This is a genomic window from Wolbachia endosymbiont (group B) of Erebia ligea (assembly GCF_947179575.1).
Lineage (GTDB): Bacteria > Pseudomonadota > Alphaproteobacteria > Rickettsiales > Anaplasmataceae > Wolbachia > Wolbachia pipientis_C.
Genome location: NZ_CAMXBW010000002.1, coordinates 429,603 through 445,349 on the forward strand (window position 1 = coordinate 429,603; position 15,747 = coordinate 445,349).

The window sequence follows — 15,747 nt, forward strand, 5'->3', positions numbered from 1 at the left end:
ATGAAATATGATTTTAAAAACGTTGAAAAATTCTACCAAAATAAGTGGGATTTTTCTGTAAGCAAAGATAGTAAAAAGAAGAAATGTTACGTGTTGGAAATGTTTCCATATCCATCTGGTAAGATTCATATGGGGCACCTGCGTAACTATGCAATAGGAGATGTTATAGCACGTTACAAGAGAGCTCGTGGATTTGAGGTTTTGCACCCAATTGGCTGGGATGCGTTTGGATTACCAGCTGAAAATGCAGCAAGGGACAATAACATTAACCCTGCAGCATGGACACAAGATAATATAGATAATATGCGCGCGCAGCTAAAATCTATAGGTCTTTCATACAATTGGGATCGTGAGCTCTCCACATGTGAGCCTGATTATTACAAACACGAACAGAAATTTTTTCTGGATTTTTTAAAGCATGGTCTTACCTATCGAAAAGAGTCGTGGGTTAATTGGGATCCAGTGGACCAAACAGTGCTTGCAAATGAGCAAGTGGTTGATGGAAAAGGATGGCGATCAGGTGCAGTTGTTGAAAAACGTAAGTTATCTCAGTGGTTTTTAAAGATTACTGATTTTGCTGAAGATTTGCTTCATTGTTTGCAAAGTTTAAAAAATTGGCCAGAAAAAGTCAAAACTATGCAAGAGCGCTGGATAGGAAAATCTGAAGGGGCAACTATAGATTTTGAAATAGTTGGCCTGAATAAGAAATTAAAGATTTTTACAACTTCTCCTCATATTTTATTTGGAGCTTCTTTTCTTGCAGTAGCAGCAGAGCACCCTATTGTACAAGACCTTAAGGACGAAGACATACAAGGCTTTATCGACAGTGTGAAGGCAAAGGGGGAGAATGATGAAAAAATCGGGATTTACACAAGATTAAATGTCAAACATCCATTTCTTGATAAAGAGTTGCCACTGTACATAGCGAATTTTGTGTTGATGGAGTATGGAGAAGGTGCGATTTTTGGTTGCCCTGCACATGATCAGCGTGATTTTGAATTTGCACAGAAGTATGGTTTACCGATTATTCCTGTAGTTTGTGAAGAGACCAAAGAGATCTTAAAAGAACCGTACTTCGGTGATGGAGTGATGTGCAATTCTGAATTCTTAAACGGACTAATGATTAATGAGGCAAAGGAAGTAATCATTAAAAAGCTTGAAGAAAAAGGAATAAGCAAAAAAACAGTAAACTACCGTTTGCATGATTGGGGAATTTCAAGGCAACGTTATTGGGGATGTCCTATACCTATTATACATTGTAAAGATTGTGGAATTGTTCCAGTTCCAGAAAAAGACCTCCCTGTTGTTCTACCAACGGATGTAGAATTTACAAGTGGTGGTAATCCCCTGGATAAGCACCCAACCTGGAAATTTGTTGATTGTCCAAAGTGCGGAAAGCAAGCAGAACGTGAAACTGATACATTTGACACTTTTTTTGAATCTTCTTGGTATTTTGCTGCATTTTGCAGTGAAAATAAATCGATTAATAAAGATACTTGTAATCGTTTTATGCCTGTTGATTATTACATAGGTGGAATAGAACATGCAATTCTACATTTGCTTTACTCAAGGTTTTTCTGCCGTGCTTTAACTAAATGTGGCTATTTTGACGTTAAAGAGCCTTTCTCTACTTTAATCACTCAAGGAATGGTCTGCCATATAACTTATAAAGATGAGAATGGCAAATGGCTCTTTCCCGAAGAAGCAAAAGAGTTGATTGCGAAGGGTGCTAAGATCCAAGTTGGAAAAGTCGAAAAGATGAGTAAGTCAAAGAAGAATACAGTTGACCCAAACTTTATCATAGAAAAATACGGTGCTGATACTGCTCGTTTGTTTGTATTATCCGATACCCCCCCAGAAAAAGATATGGAATGGTCTGATGATGGCGTGGAAGGTTGTTTTCGCTACATAAATAAATTGTGGCGTATGGTAGTGCAACTTAGACCCGTAAACATACACTATGATAATGAAAACATTGTAGGTAAACTCTTAGAGTACAGAAAAAAAATCCATAAACTATTGCAAGTGCTTACAGATGACTTGGAAAACTGCAGATTAAACTGTGTGGTAGCAAAGTTTCGTGAAATGACAAATTTAATAGCTGAAATAGACGTAAAAACTGGAAAATCTCTTATTGATGAAGGTATATGCATACTAATCAGAGTAATTGAGCCATTCATGCCACACCTGGCTGAAAATTTATGGCAAAAAATAGGAGGCGAAGGCATGCTATATCTAAAGCCTTGGCCACAAGCTGATGAATCACTACTAATTGATAATATGGTGACTGTAGCAGTGCAGATCAATGGAAAGTTGCGTGCGACCATTGAAGTGGCAACTGATTTACCTCAAGAAAAATTGAAAAAAATAGCAACAGATTCTGTATCTAACAAAATCGATCAAAGCAAAATTCGCATTATATATGCTGTACCAAATAAGGTAGTAAACATAGTTATATAAAAATTTTGAGTAGCATGTCCCTAATTTCGCAGGTATACTTTTTTTGATATGCGGTTATATCTTTTTTAATATAAAAGATATATACTTGTGCATTATATATTTTTTTGTATGGGTAGTTATATGAAAATAAAAGGATTGTGTGTTTTAGCTGTTTTGCTCACTTCATCTCTAGCAGGTGCAGCTAGTAATAAAGCAGCTAGTAATAGTGCAAAAGAGCAGTACTACGCAGGTTTAAACTTTGGTGGTGGATGGGGTACTGGCTTAAAAATAAAACCTGGCTTAGTTTTTGGTTATAATTATGATAAAAGCTCTAAGTTTGAACTTGAGATTCTCACTGACGTAAGTGATATGTTTGGTAAGGAAACCAAGAAAATGGGAGCTAGTTTATTAGCAAATTACCGTTATTATCCTGACGTTAACATTGATCCTGTGAAACTATATGTCAGTGGAGGTTTAGGAGGACATCTACAAGTAATGCCTTTTTCTCTTGGCGGAGGTGAAACACTAGATAAAATACTGGGTGCTATTTCGTACAAACTGAAGGTTGGTGTTGATTATGAAGTTGCTCCACAGATAGTTGGTACAGCTGCTTTAACCGTAGGCGGGCAACTGAGTGGTTTAAAAGCAATGGCAGTACCGGATATGATGCTGGAAGTAGGAGTACGTTATAGTTTTTAATGCTGGATGGCATTGTGTACATGTTTAGGTGTAACCATAAGCAATGCTCAAAACTTGCTGCTAGCATGTTTGAACACTTATTCCAGTCTGTTTTAAGGAAGTAATGTGTATGAATTATATGAGAACGATGAAAGTGTTCGCTGTGTTGATTGCTTTAGCAAGTACAGCTAGTAATGGTACAAGTGAGTTAGAAGATCAGTACAAAGATCGGTATGAAGACCAGTACAAAGATCATTGTGAAGATCGATATGAAGACCAGTACGAAGATCATTACTATGTAGGTTATGTAGGTTTAAACTTTGGGACTCGATGGGGTGAAAGCTTTAAATTGAACCCTAAAGTTGTCTTTGGTTATCATCATAACAAAAATTCTAAGTTTGAACTTGAGGTTCTTGCTAACACAAGTGATATAACTGATAAACAAAAAAGGAAAGTAGGAGCTAGTTTGTTGGCAAATTACCTTTACTATCCTGATCTTGAAATTGATCCTATTAAATTATATGCTAGTATAGGACTGGGTGGATATATTCGAATATTGCCATCTTTTGGTCTTGGTGAGGATACAAATGCAGTTAACACTCCAAATTCAGCTGCAACTGTAGCTGCAGCCGCAGGTCAAAATGAAACACTATAGTATTTTCTAAAATAGATGATAAAGTTCCATTATGGTATTACCAACCAAAAGCTGTAAGTCTGTATATTTATACATGAGAGGTCTGAGGCGGCTTTTGATGGTATGCCAACAGTATTCTATAGGATTCAAATCTGGTGAATATGTTGGAAGATACAGCAAATGACAGCCAAAAGACTCTATTAATGATTTTGTTTTAGTGGTCTTATGAAATGTAGCATTATCCATAACTATAGTTGTGCCAAGTGGCAATTTAGGTAATAACATCTTCTCCAACCATGTATTGAATACCTCTTTGTCACACCCACCTTTGAAAGTCATTGGTGCAATAAATCTCTTTCCAATCCACCCGGCTACTATACTGATTCTCTCTCGAGTTCTCCCTGGAATATCTGCATAAATTTTCTTTCTTCTTGGAGCGCGTCCATATTCTCGGTATAACTTATTATCAACTCCTGCTTCATCTATATATAAGATGCTGGAATGGTCTATTTTTGAGATTTTATCAATAAATTGCTCCCTATCTTCTTGATTGCGCTCTTGATATAGTGTGACTTTTTTTTAAAGTAATTTTTAGCTGTTTTAGTCTATACCAAATTGAGTTTATTCCAAATCCAAGATTTTGTTTCATCTCTGCCAGAGTATGATCTGGATTCTTTGTAACATATTCTTCGAGTATTTTGGGGTCTATTTTTCGAATAAAGCTACCGTTTTAGATGGCTTGAGGCTTTCACCAGCAGCTTTCTTTTTTAACCAACGGTACAGAGTTGCTATTCCTATCTCCATAAGCTCTGCTACCTCAACCTTTGTCTTACCTTTTTCTATCATCAATACTGCCTTTTCCCTTAAATCCACACTATATGCCATTATAACTCAAATACTTTATTATACCTTTATCATTTACTTTAGGAAATACTATAGATAAAATACTGGGTGCTATTTCCTATAAAGTAAAGTTAGGTGTTGATTATGAAATTACTCCGCAGATAGTTGGTACAGTTGCTATTGCTGCAAGCGGTCAATTAAGTGGCTTTAAACCACCGATGAAAAAACCAGATGCAATCATAGAAGTAGGTATACGTTATAATTTTTAAGCTATGAACACTTTGAATCCTTATACACAGTTGTATGCTCGGTGCTATATATGTGCTATTTGTAAAGGTATTCTGTTTATGCTAACATTAAGCTAAACCTTAAGCAATAAAATCAGAAGGATCAACTTCCCGCTGTAAGCAAGCAGCAACTACAGTGTTTATCATAAGAAATGCTATTGTCATCGGGCCAACTCCACCAGGCACTGGAGTAATAGCTTTGACTTTTTCTTTTACTCCCTCAAAGTCAACATCACCCACAAGCTTACTTTGATTTCCTATGTTAATGCTATTTATGCCAACATCAATCACTATTGCACCTTTTTTTATCCAATCTGGTTGAACAAAATTTGGCTTTCCAACTGCTGCAACTACTATATCCGCCTTAGAGCAATAATCAGCTAAATCCCTACTTTGTGAATGCAAGATGGTAACAGTGCAATTTTCTTGCAACAATAGGTGAAACATTGGCTTACCCACAATATTTGATCTGCCAATGATTACCGCATTTTTACCGGACAGATTATTTTCAACTGACTTAATTAAATGCAAAGAACCTTTGGGAGTACAAGGTATCAGACAATTTTTTTCACCTTTAACTAACCTGCCAACATTCTCATCATGAAAGCCATCTACATCTTTTTCAACACTTACTGTATTAATTATTCTGCTTGCACTGATGTGCTTTGGTAAAGGTAACTGAACTAAAATTCCATGCACAGATGGATCTTCATTTAATGTATTAACTTTTTCAATCAATTCATCTTCTGAGATACTATCAGGCAAAACAATAGTTTCAGAACTTATGCCTATTGATTCTGCTTTTCTTTGTTTATTACGAACGTAGACCTGACTTGCTGGATTGCTACCCACAAGAATTACTTTAAGACAAGGAAAAACATTATACTCTTTCTTTAAAATATCAATTTTTTTTGATAGCTCCTCACAGAGATCATTTGCTATTTTTTTACCGTTAATAATAATTGACATTTCCTTGCCACTCCTTGAAGTCAGGTAATGCGATATCAAATAAATTCAATGCTTTACCAACAGAATGATTTACAATATCATCCAAAGATTTTGGTTTAATATAAAAAGCAGGCATCGACGGAGCAATAATTGCTCCCATCTCCGTTAGTTTTAACATATTTCGGAGATGTCCAAGATGTAGTGGAGATTCTCGCACCATAAGAACTAATTTTCTTCTTTCTTTTAGAGTTACATCTGCAGCCCTTGTTAATAGATTGGAAGTCACCCCCGATGCTATTTCAGACATTGTTTTCATAGAACATGGAGCAATAACCATACCTGAGGTTTTAAATGAGCCGCTTGCTATTTTTTCTCCTATTTTTTCTTCAGAATAGTAAAAATCTGCAAGCGATATAATATCTTCAAGTTTTTCTTTAATCTCATGAGCTATAGTTATTTTTCCAGCACTGCTGATCACTAAATGAGTTTCATGATTGGTATTTTTTAGTGCCTCTAGAATCCGTACACCGTAAATAGAACCAGATGCTCCACTTATTCCAATTACAATCCTACTATTCACCTTCGTAATTCATTCCCAATGCACGTTTGTAGGTATCAAGTAATATTTCCTGTTCCTCCCTGTCATCATCATCCATCTTTCTTAGCCTAATAATCTGTTTCATCACTTTTATATCCCAACCTTCATCTGCAGCTTTTGCATATACATCACGAATGTGATCTTGCACATCCCTCTTTTCTTGTTCAAGTTTTTCGATTCTCTCTATATAGCTCTTCAAATCTTCAGCCGTTATTTTTACTGTATCTTCCATAGAACCCAACTAATTAATTGCTACTACAGTATTATCAGTTTTTACTTGTACTTCAATCATAGTAATAATATTTTTATCTTTTTTTAAAATCTTAAAGTAAAAACCGTACATGGAAAACTCTTCATTTTCTTCAGGAATGCGCTCTATCTCGTTTACAATCATACCTGCTAGAGTTGTAGCTTCTTCATCAGGAAGATCCCAATGTAACTGTCTATTAATATCCCTAATAGTAGATTTTCCTTCTATGTGATACATATTATCGGATATCTTTTTTATAAAATTCTCTGTGATCAAATCATGTTCATCTGAAATTTCTCCAACTATTTCTTCCAGTATATCCTCAAGAGTTACGATTCCCTGTAGTGCTCCATACTCATCAATAACAAATGCAAGGTGTTTCCTGTTTTTACGGAAGTTGTGAAGTTGTACACTGAGTGGAGTACTTTCTGGTATAAACCAAGGCTTTGACATAACTTTGGCAATCTCTATTTTATTATCCTTTTCACGCAAGGCATTTATTAGATTTTTCACGTGAACCACTCCAACAATATTATCTGGTTCTTTTTGCCATAAAGGTACTCTGCTATGGCTACTGGTTAAAATCTCTCTTATTAACTCTTCTTTGTTTCGATCTATATCAAGAGAAAATAAGTTTCTCCTGTGGGTCATAATTTGTGATATTTCTGTCTCAGCCAAATCAAGTATACTATTTAGCATATCTAAATCCTGTTGTAACATAGTGCCCTCACTGCGGTGAAGAGTAATCATATTACGCATTGCATCTGCTGCAGATATTACCTCCCTATTCTTATGAAGCCCACATAACTTCAGAATGATATTGACAATAAACTGAATGCCTAATGTCAATGGAGAAAGAATCTTGACAAAAAACAGCATAAAATAAGCAGAAAGTAATGTAAATTTTTCAGGATTTTGCATGGCGTAAGTTTTTGGTAAAACTTCACAAAATAGCAAAATACAAAACGTCATCATGAATGTTGAAAGAAATATGCCCTCACTCCCAAAAGAATTTATAAATATTACTGTAAATAAAGCAGAGCAAGTAATGTTAATAATTGTATTACACAGTAATATTGTTCCTATTGTTAATTCTTTTTTACCTAACAAAAGCTCTATTATCTTGGCTTTTTTGTTACCTTCTAGCTTTAGTTTATTCACTCGGGATCGGCTAATTGAGGTTAACCCTATTTCTGCTCCTGAGAACAAAAACGATAAAATCAATAAGAAAAAAATTGCTGACAATACTGAAATCAATAACCAATCCATTAAAGTATGATGTTATTGCGATATAGAAACAGAGTTGATTTTATATGTTGTAAGAAGCATTTGCAAGTCTATATATCTTTAATATAAAAAAATAAATCATGAAATATATCACACACTGCATTCACATGCGTATTCTCAACAACAAGTGGAGGAGTTATTCTTATTACTCTATTATTTAAAATTTTAGTCATTATTAAGCCTTTGTCAAGAGATTGTTTAACAATTTTATCAGCCAAAGGTAATCTAAGCTCTATCCCTATCAATAAACCCTCCCCACGAACTTCTGAAACGATCTTCGGAAATTCTTCAGTCAAAGGCAACAACTTTTCTTTTAGATATTTACTGACCTTCTTAACATGGTCAAAAAAGCCTTCCTTTAGCATTACATCGAGTACTGCATTACCAACAGTCATAGCAAGTGGATTACCTCCATAAGTTGACCCATGAGTTCCTGGAGTGATTGCTTCTGCTATATAATCTTTTACTAAACATGCAGCCAGAGGAAATCCATTACCCATAGCCTTCGCACAAGTGAGCATATCAGGTTCAACTCCTATATTTTGATAGTAAAATAGAGAGCCAATCCTTCCATATCCGCATTGCACTTCATCAAAGCATAAAATTATTCCTTGAGCTTTTGTTATCTCTCTTACTTTTTTAAGATACTCTACGTCCAATGGATGTACTCCGCCTTCACTTTGTATGGGCTCTAAAAATATGGCAGCTGTTTCGCTATTGATTTTCTTTTCTAATGCTTCAATGTTATTTCTTGGAACTTTATCAAAACCAGAAAGGAGTGGAGCAAAACCTTCGCGTGATTTTTCATTTCCCCCAGCTGAAATTGCAGCAATACTGCGGCCATGAAAACCTCCTTCAATTGTAATGATGTGACTGCGCTTTTCTTGTCCATTTAAGTAGAAATAGCGGCGAATAAATTTAATTGCAGCTTCTGTTGCTTCAAGTCCACTTGAGCAGAAAAAAACTTTATCGGCAAAGGTAAGTTCTGTTAAACGCTGAGCAAGCCTTTCCTGCTGGGGAATAGTAAAAATATTAGAGCAGTGCCATAATGAATCCAGTTGCTCCTTCAGTTTATCTGTAATGTATGGATGACAATGCCCTAGAGAGGTTGTAGAAATTCCTGCAGCAAAGTCTAAATATTTTTTACCATCCTTATCGAAGAGATATACTCCTTCTCCTCTAACTATAGAAGCTTCAGATCTATTATAAGCATTAACAACATGATCCATTTTAAATATTATCTATACTGTGCATGAAAAAGCTTTCCCTTAATATTGCTTAAACTAAAAATTGGGCTAATATTATACAGTTCAACATAAAATTCAGAAATTTAATATGTAAAAAAGTAAAACTACACCAATTCACATTCAGCAAAAAAGAAAGCTATTTCTCTATGAGCATTCTCTAGACTATCAGAACCATGCACTCTATTTTCACTAATATCATTAGCAAAATCACCCCTAATTGTACCTTTATCTGCCTGTTTTGGATCTGTAGCACCCATGATTTGTCTGTATTTACTGACTGCATTTTCACCAATTAAAACTTGAACTATCACAGACCCAGAAGTCATAAATTCCACCAACTCTTCAAAAAAAGGCCTATCCTTATGAATTTCATAAAACAGCTCTGCTTGTTTTTTTGTCAGCAGCATCTTTCTCTGTGCTATAATTTTTAGTCCAGATTTTTCAATGTAAGAATTTATACTGCCTGTAATATTATTTTTTACTGCATCAGGTTTTAATATCGAAAGTGTTCTCTCAATTGCCATATCATTTCCTTATATTAAGATCGTATATTTACTTTATTGTGAATTTTTGTTCCATCAAAGAGATTTTTTATTTATAGTCAAGAATAAAACATCAAGGGGTAGTTTATGGTTTACCGTCGTAAGAAACTAGTGAATAATCTTAAATCATCAATTTTCTGCGGAACAAAAGGTTTTTTAACCTTTAATTTGGCACTTTTAAGTTATTTAGAGTATAGCTTACACAATAATACAAAATTAAAAGAAGGTGCCGCTTTTGCGATGAAAAGGAACGTTGTTCCATTTGGTGAAATGATTTCCATACCGCTGTTTGTTTGCTTTGTATTACCAGCTATGGTAGGCAACATAAGCCTTATCGAGTGCGCACTTATATGTGCTGCACTGATGGTTGCAACATGTTTTGTTGTAAGAACCTTTCACTTGCGTGAAAAGTTATTGAAAAAAATGACTAATAATGAAAATTATACCGAGAAACAAATAGAGCCGGAATTTAAGAAAGACACTATAAAATTTCCTATCTTTGATAAAAACAGACAGCATATTGAGTATAATTCTCCTAATCAAGAACAACTAATGAATGAAAGCCCTCCCTCTCTCTTTGTTAGGGTTCTACTTTTTCCCCTTACGATTTTTCTGAAGGCTCTACAAAGCTGCATAATGATATCTTTGGCTGCTGTTGAACTTTTTGAAGCAGTGCCAAGTTTTTGTGTTGATGTGGTTTTTGATAGAAATTTTGTATCTACACAGAGTAACGTGAAGAGATCTGGTCATCTATTGTATGCTAGTGTGAGAAATTTAGTGCCTGTAACTAAACTTGATGAGTGTGTAGCTGATTTTATAGGCAAACCTGAAGAAAGGTGCTGTCAGTGAAGAAGGCAGTAATCTTATTTAACCTTGGTGGACCTGATTCACTAAGTGCAGTACGTCCTTTCTTGTTTAATCTATTTTATGATAGAAGAATAGTCAATCTACCCAATCCTTTCCGCTTTCTTTTAGCAAAGTTTATCTCCAAAAGGCGAGAAAGTACTGCACAAGAAATATACGAGCACATTGGAGGTAAATCGCCAATCTTGGAGAATACGAAAGCACAAGCTGATGCTTTAGAACTAAAATTAAATGAAAATGGAAACCATGTATATAAGATATTCATCTGCATGCGTTATTGGCATCCATTTGCTGATGAAGTTGTTAAAAACGTAAAGCAATTCGACCCTGACGAAGTCATTCTACTACCACTATATCCGCAATATTCAACCACCACAACTCTATCATCCATCGAGAATTGGCAAAAAAATGCCAAACTGGAATGTAACACAAAAACAATTCACCATTATTATGACAATGAAGACTTTATTGAAGCTCATGTTAATCTGACGTCTAAATATTATAAATTAGCTAGCAAAATCGGTAAGCCAAGAGTCCTATTCTCGGCTCATAGCTTACCTCTTAGTATCATTAAAAAAGGCGACCCTTACGCTTCACAGATAGAAAAAACAGTAAAATTAATAGTAAAAAAATTGAATATTGAAGATCTTGATTGGGGAATATGTTATCAGAGTAAGGTTGGCCCTGTAAAATGGTTGGAGCCTAGCACTGAAAGTGAGCTATCACGCGCGAAAGACGATAATATACCTGTAGTTTTATCACCTATATCTTTTGTTTCTGAGCATTCTGAAACACTGGTTGAACTTGATATAGAGTATAAAGCAGTTATCAAAGACGGATATTACTTTCGCGTACCAACTCTCAGTACTGATCTCTTATTTATCAAGTGCTTGGCCGATTTATGTTTAGATCACTCTCAAAGTACTGATTTATAGCACTTTTCTTTTTAGATTTTTATAGTATAATATTAAAAAGTTATTATTTTATTATCTACTTATGCCAAAAGGTAAACCAAATACATTTATACAAAGTATACATGATGTTCACAATCATGATATTAGAAAGATGTATTGTATTGCAACAGGTTTAACAGGTATATTATGTAAAATTTCATTGCAATTTTGTTGCGATTTTATTGACAACAACAGATCAAGTATTTGCACTGTATTAGATATTTCTAAGTTCATAAAACCACCAACATCAATAATATTTGCTCTTCATCTTGGGCTAAATCTAGCTGGATATAAATCTAAGAAACCTGCGAATGGTGAAGAGGAAAATAAACCTGAAAAACCAATACAGGTTGTAGGTAACTCAGCGTACTTGGCAAGCTGTATCATAGGAATATTGATGCAGGCAAAAATCATTCATTTCTTAGCTAGAAACAACAAGGATGTAATAAGTTATATTAGCTTAACATCAGCAGTTCTATTTCTATTTTCAGAATTCGTAAGCTGTTATTATAAGTGCGAAGAATATAAGGAAGTGCATAAAAAATATCAAGAAGCATGTAAAAAATACAAAAAGGGTGATGACGAACTTACGAAATGTGAAACTGAGCTTGCTAAATGCAAGAAGAATGTTATGTTTAGCACATTCACTTTGTCATTGGGCTTGTTAAGCTTCATATTAAAAAGAATGGAACTTCCAACCATACCAATAGACTTGGGTGGTGGCATAATCTATAATTTCAACTTAACTGTTACGGTCAGTTTGATACTAAGCATAGCATATCTAGTATCAAACATCAATAAGTTTGTCAATCAACCTAATAATGGTACTGATCCTTCTACTGGACTTGATGACGCTCACCATATTCAGCATAATGGCAGCATTGTAGAAATTAATTATTAGAGATGAAAAGACTTAATTTGTATCCGTTCAGAGGTGTGGTTTAAGAAACAACAGCTAGCAGGTTTTGAAAAGGGTTTAATTCCTTTTGTTTCCAAGTCAGATACAACGAAATTATCCGCTCAAGAAATCTATTCCCTCGCTCTGACTGTGCAAAATATGAATTCTTACGATAGACAACATAATGCCGTATCTGTCGCTCAACATGGTTATTCGTTAATGGAATATTCTCTGGGTCATCCAAAAATGTCCACATCATTGACTCGGATTTTATAATACCCTTTACCGTTCGTGAAGCTCCTTTTGCTTCAAGTATATAAGATATTTTTATCATGCAGTACTGTATGTATCTTCGTAATTCTTTAGCTTGCTTAGTGAACTTTGAAATACTAATTTCATTTTCTGACAAAGCGTTTTTTAATACAAACAATCCATTAGCTGCGTCTTTTAAACAATGGCCAAGTCTCATTACTTCACTATTCCAACTATGAGATAACCTCTCGAAATTTCTCAATAAGTGAGCCCAACAAATTTGTCGTTTTTCATCACTGAAGTGGTTGTAAACTGCATATCTGTCAGTAATTACCAGGTTTTTGTAATCACAAAATGCACTATTCTTTAAAAATTTCATTCCTCTTGTATCTGCTAACTTCATAAGACTTGCTTTATTGTTGGCAAACATCCAGCACCATCCCAATTTGCCTTTGTTGTAGTGACTGGTTTCATCAATATGCAAAATTTCGCTTGCTTTTATTTCTTCCTCTATTTGTTCATAGGCTTCTTTACATTTTGACGAAACCCTTGCTTCACTATTGGACACACTACCAACACTTATACTCATGTTAAAGATGTCTTTCATAATATTCGCTATTTCTCGCTTTGAATTCTTATAAAACCCACTTAGTGATGCAACTACTGACTTAACTCTAGGACCAAAGGTATCCGGTGTAACTCCTTCTGGTAATTTGCTACTCCTTCTTTTTCCGCATTTACGACAGCGACCATGTTCTAATTGATACTCAACTACGTAAGGCTTAATTTCTGGTAAATCAACTTTTTGATAGACATATGGTTTTTCCGATATTGCGATTTCTTCACCACACTCGCATCTATTTGGTAACTCTACCTTCACCACCTCATCTGCTTCCATTTTAGCTCGGCAATTCCCCTTATGTCCAACTTGACCACCTATCTTCCTGCCGCCCTCTGACTTATCTTCTGGTGTGTCTTTTTTTATTTTGTACAGCTCTTTTGAACTTGGTAAAGATGAATTCCTTGAGTTTAAGCCGAGTCTCTCTCTTAGTTCAGCATTCTCTATTTCTAAGATTTTATTTTTTTCTTCAAGCTTTGCTACTTTCTGCTCTAAGTTTTTACATAACTCTACAATACTGATCAACAATTGAAGCATCTAGCCTTACTTTACTATCAACATTTTGTGTTATTACTACTTTAATATATTATGTCAATTGTTTTTTATCCTTGCCACACCTCTGAACGGATACCTTAATTTCTACTGCCAATGCTAGCACTGCTAATTTGCTAACAATATTCCAAAGTGGCAAAGTTTTATTTTCTTGGCTGATGTCATAAAATTCACAGTCAGTGGAATTCAAGCTAGAATATACATCTTTCCTGCTATTACATCGGTATAAGTAACATGTTGGAGTATCTCCTATATAGTATATTAGCGGTTCTGCAGAACTACTTTTAAATATGTCAATAGTTGGTACACCTTCTTGTATAATAACACTATTGATTGCTATTCCTTCTTTTATCTTTTTCATTTTATGACGCTTTTTTTTATTGAGATTTAATATTTCCTTTCCACTTGTTGCTGTTATAATGCCCATTCCATATGTGCCATTGCTTGCTTTGATAAAAACGTAAGGTTGTGTTTTTATTTCATATTCCTCATATTTTTTTTGCACTAGAGATAATATTTGGTCAACTTTAGTCGCTACTGCTCCTAGTGATGAATCATCATTAAAGTCAACTCCATTACAGCTTTCTGTAAGCACAGAAATAAGCCATGGATCCATTTTAAATTCGCCACAAAATTCGGACACTAATTTTTGATAGATTTCAAAATATTGAAATTTCTGCCTACTGTGCCAGCCATATAATGGACTTGGCACTATCTCTTGTTTTACGTTTTCTAGTGTGTCTGGAATGTGGCTCGTCATATCACGGTTCAGTATAATAACATCAGGCACAAATCCTGAAGTTGTCTTCAGCAAAGAGTTTTCTTTCACAACAGTTTCATACTGTTCTATTAAATTGTACGTTTCATTATGAAAGAGGCCAATTCTAGTTTCAAAACCTGCGAGTTGCAGTACTTTCTCTATAACAAATACGTTTTCTATATACATTTTATTTCGTGTGTAATTCTCCGGTATTATAAGAGTCTTTTTATATTGTTTTGTTTCAAAATAACTTTTTATTAGTTTTGCTGCTATTGCTCTTGATGTCTCACTTAGATTGTTGAACCCTGCAGGAAATAAATTAGCGTCCACTGGGGCAATTTTGTAGCTGGAGTTTCTAAGATCTATAGAGCTATAAAATGGCAATGTAAGGCCGTTAAATTTTGCCTCAAACCAATTATTTATACTTTTTTCCAAATCTGGGCGAATTATGTTTTGCATCTACACTTTAAATGTTATAAGAAAAGTACTATATTATAAGTTATAATCTTAATATAATATAACGAATTAAAATAACAAAAAAATGATTCATCATGACAGCAGTAAAATGTATGGTACTACTATACTATCAATTAGAAGAGACAAAAATGTAGTAGTAATAGGTGATGGGCAAGTCTCGCTAGGCCATACCGTTATAAAATCTGGAGCAAAAAAAGTTAGGCGTCTTTCTGGTGATTCCGTAATTGCCGGTTTTGCTGGAGCAACAGCTGATGCATTTACTCTCTTCGAAAGGCTAGAATCTAAACTTGATAAGCACCCAGGACAGTTAATGAGGGCATGTGTTGAACTTGCAAAAGACTGGAGAATGGATAAATATCTAAGAAAATTAGAAGCTATGATGATCGTGGCAGACAAGTCCATTTCATTGGTCATTACAGGAACGGGTGATGTTCTTGAACCTGAAGATGGCATTGCAGCCATTGGCTCTGGAGGAAATTTTGCTTTATCTGCAGCAAAAGCTTTGATTGACGTTGAAGGAATATCAATAGAGGAGATTGCAAAAAAGGCTATGAAGATAGCTGCCGATATATGTGTTTATACAAACCATAATCTAATTATTGAAAAAATAAAGGAGTAA

At 34.8% G+C, this 15,747-nt stretch carries 17 protein-coding genes and 2 pseudogenes; 8 read left to right on the top strand and 11 right to left on the bottom strand.

What is annotated here, in order from left to right; translation table 11 throughout:
- The 3 genes and pseudogenes from leuS to OM962_RS02650 all read left to right on the top strand — a co-directional run.
- Complete coding sequence (gene leuS, locus OM962_RS02640; RefSeq protein WP_264330715.1) at window positions 1-2,460, top strand: leucine--tRNA ligase; 2,460 nt, start codon at window positions 1-3, stop codon at window positions 2,458-2,460.
- A 120-nt stretch (window positions 2,461-2,580) separates the two neighbouring features.
- Window positions 2,581-3,138 carry a hypothetical protein gene (locus OM962_RS02645; protein WP_264330716.1) on the top strand — a complete coding sequence of 186 codons (558 nt, stop codon included), beginning with the start codon at window positions 2,581-2,583 and terminating at the stop codon, window positions 3,136-3,138.
- 103 nt (window positions 3,139-3,241) lie between these two features.
- Window positions 3,242-3,769: pseudogene (locus OM962_RS02650) on the top strand (cell envelope biogenesis protein OmpA); the annotation flags it as partial.
- Between the two features lie 9 nt (window positions 3,770-3,778).
- Here OM962_RS02650 and OM962_RS02655 read toward each other — a convergent pair.
- Genes OM962_RS02655 through OM962_RS02665 form a run of 3 tightly spaced genes read right to left on the bottom strand, consistent with a single transcriptional unit; the run spans window position 3,779 to window position 4,636 of the window.
- Entirely contained in the window at window positions 3,779-4,279 is a 501-nt protein-coding gene (locus tag OM962_RS02655; RefSeq protein ID WP_319606750.1) for an IS630 family transposase, read from the bottom strand.
- Between the two features lie 10 nt (window positions 4,280-4,289).
- Entirely contained in the window at window positions 4,290-4,469 is a 180-nt protein-coding gene (locus tag OM962_RS02660) for an IS630 transposase-related protein (RefSeq protein ID WP_319606739.1), read from the bottom strand.
- Window positions 4,457-4,636 (bottom strand): transposase, encoded by a 180-nt coding sequence (locus OM962_RS02665; protein WP_264330453.1) that lies wholly within the window; start codon window positions 4,634-4,636, stop codon window positions 4,457-4,459. Before OM962_RS02665 ends, OM962_RS02660 begins: the two co-directional genes overlap by 13 nt.
- Window positions 4,637-4,680: 44 nt before the next feature.
- On the opposite strand from OM962_RS02665, the pseudogene OM962_RS02670 reads away from it, so the two are divergent.
- Window positions 4,681-4,863 (top strand): annotated as a pseudogene (locus OM962_RS02670) (cell envelope biogenesis protein OmpA); the annotation flags it as partial.
- A 99-nt stretch (window positions 4,864-4,962) separates the two neighbouring features.
- Here the strand turns inward: OM962_RS02670 and folD are convergent.
- From folD to ndk, 6 genes are all read right to left on the bottom strand, one after another.
- A complete protein-coding gene (folD, locus tag OM962_RS02675) occupies window positions 4,963-5,850 on the bottom strand; it encodes a bifunctional methylenetetrahydrofolate dehydrogenase/methenyltetrahydrofolate cyclohydrolase FolD (protein ID WP_264330717.1) in 888 nt (295 codons plus the stop codon).
- Window positions 5,834-6,409: a UbiX family flavin prenyltransferase gene (locus OM962_RS02680; RefSeq protein WP_264330718.1), complete on the bottom strand. Its 576-nt coding sequence runs from the start codon at window positions 6,407-6,409 to the stop codon at window positions 5,834-5,836. The genes folD and OM962_RS02680 overlap by 17 nt, the downstream gene beginning before the upstream one ends.
- Window positions 6,402-6,659, bottom strand: a complete 258-nt coding sequence (locus tag OM962_RS02685; RefSeq protein ID WP_006014634.1) for a DUF2312 domain-containing protein — start codon at window positions 6,657-6,659, stop codon at window positions 6,402-6,404. The genes OM962_RS02680 and OM962_RS02685 overlap by 8 nt, the downstream gene beginning before the upstream one ends.
- A gap of 9 nt (window positions 6,660-6,668) precedes the next feature.
- The gene (locus OM962_RS02690; RefSeq protein ID WP_006014632.1) at window positions 6,669-7,946 is read right to left on the bottom strand and encodes an HlyC/CorC family transporter; all 1,278 of its coding nucleotides are present in this window, start codon (window positions 7,944-7,946) and stop codon (window positions 6,669-6,671) included.
- A 68-nt stretch (window positions 7,947-8,014) separates the two neighbouring features.
- The gene (locus OM962_RS02695; RefSeq protein WP_264330719.1) at window positions 8,015-9,193 is read right to left on the bottom strand and encodes an aspartate aminotransferase family protein; all 1,179 of its coding nucleotides are present in this window, start codon (window positions 9,191-9,193) and stop codon (window positions 8,015-8,017) included.
- 122 nt (window positions 9,194-9,315) lie between these two features.
- A complete protein-coding gene (gene ndk / locus OM962_RS02700; RefSeq protein ID WP_015587995.1) occupies window positions 9,316-9,735 on the bottom strand; it encodes a nucleoside-diphosphate kinase in 420 nt (139 codons plus the stop codon).
- 105 nt (window positions 9,736-9,840) lie between these two features.
- Here ndk and OM962_RS02705 point away from each other — a divergent pair, with 105 nt between their 5' ends.
- The 3 genes from OM962_RS02705 to OM962_RS02715 all read left to right on the top strand — a co-directional run bounded on the left by OM962_RS02705 (window position 9,841) and on the right by OM962_RS02715 (window position 12,471).
- Window positions 9,841-10,602 (top strand): hypothetical protein, encoded by a 762-nt coding sequence (locus tag OM962_RS02705; RefSeq protein ID WP_319606741.1) that lies wholly within the window; start codon window positions 9,841-9,843, stop codon window positions 10,600-10,602.
- Complete coding sequence (gene hemH / locus OM962_RS02710) at window positions 10,599-11,552, top strand: ferrochelatase (RefSeq protein WP_264330721.1); 954 nt, start codon at window positions 10,599-10,601, stop codon at window positions 11,550-11,552. The genes OM962_RS02705 and hemH overlap by 4 nt, the downstream gene beginning before the upstream one ends.
- 61 nt (window positions 11,553-11,613) lie before the next feature.
- The gene (locus tag OM962_RS02715) at window positions 11,614-12,471 is read left to right on the top strand and encodes a hypothetical protein (protein WP_264330722.1); all 858 of its coding nucleotides are present in this window, start codon (window positions 11,614-11,616) and stop codon (window positions 12,469-12,471) included.
- 40 nt (window positions 12,472-12,511) lie between these two features.
- Here OM962_RS02715 and tnpC read toward each other — a convergent pair whose 3' ends face one another.
- Window positions 12,512-13,864, bottom strand: coding sequence for an IS66 family transposase (tnpC, locus tag OM962_RS02720; protein WP_264330462.1), 1,353 nt, complete (start codon window positions 13,862-13,864; stop codon window positions 12,512-12,514).
- Window positions 13,865-13,925: 61 nt separating this feature from the next.
- The gene (gene gshA, locus OM962_RS02725) at window positions 13,926-15,110 is read right to left on the bottom strand and encodes a glutamate--cysteine ligase (protein ID WP_264330723.1); all 1,185 of its coding nucleotides are present in this window, start codon (window positions 15,108-15,110) and stop codon (window positions 13,926-13,928) included.
- Window positions 15,111-15,192: 82 nt separating this feature from the next.
- Here gshA and hslV point away from each other — a divergent pair, with 82 nt between their 5' ends.
- The gene (gene hslV / locus OM962_RS02730; RefSeq protein WP_026092657.1) at window positions 15,193-15,747 is read left to right on the top strand and encodes an ATP-dependent protease subunit HslV; all 555 of its coding nucleotides are present in this window, start codon (window positions 15,193-15,195) and stop codon (window positions 15,745-15,747) included.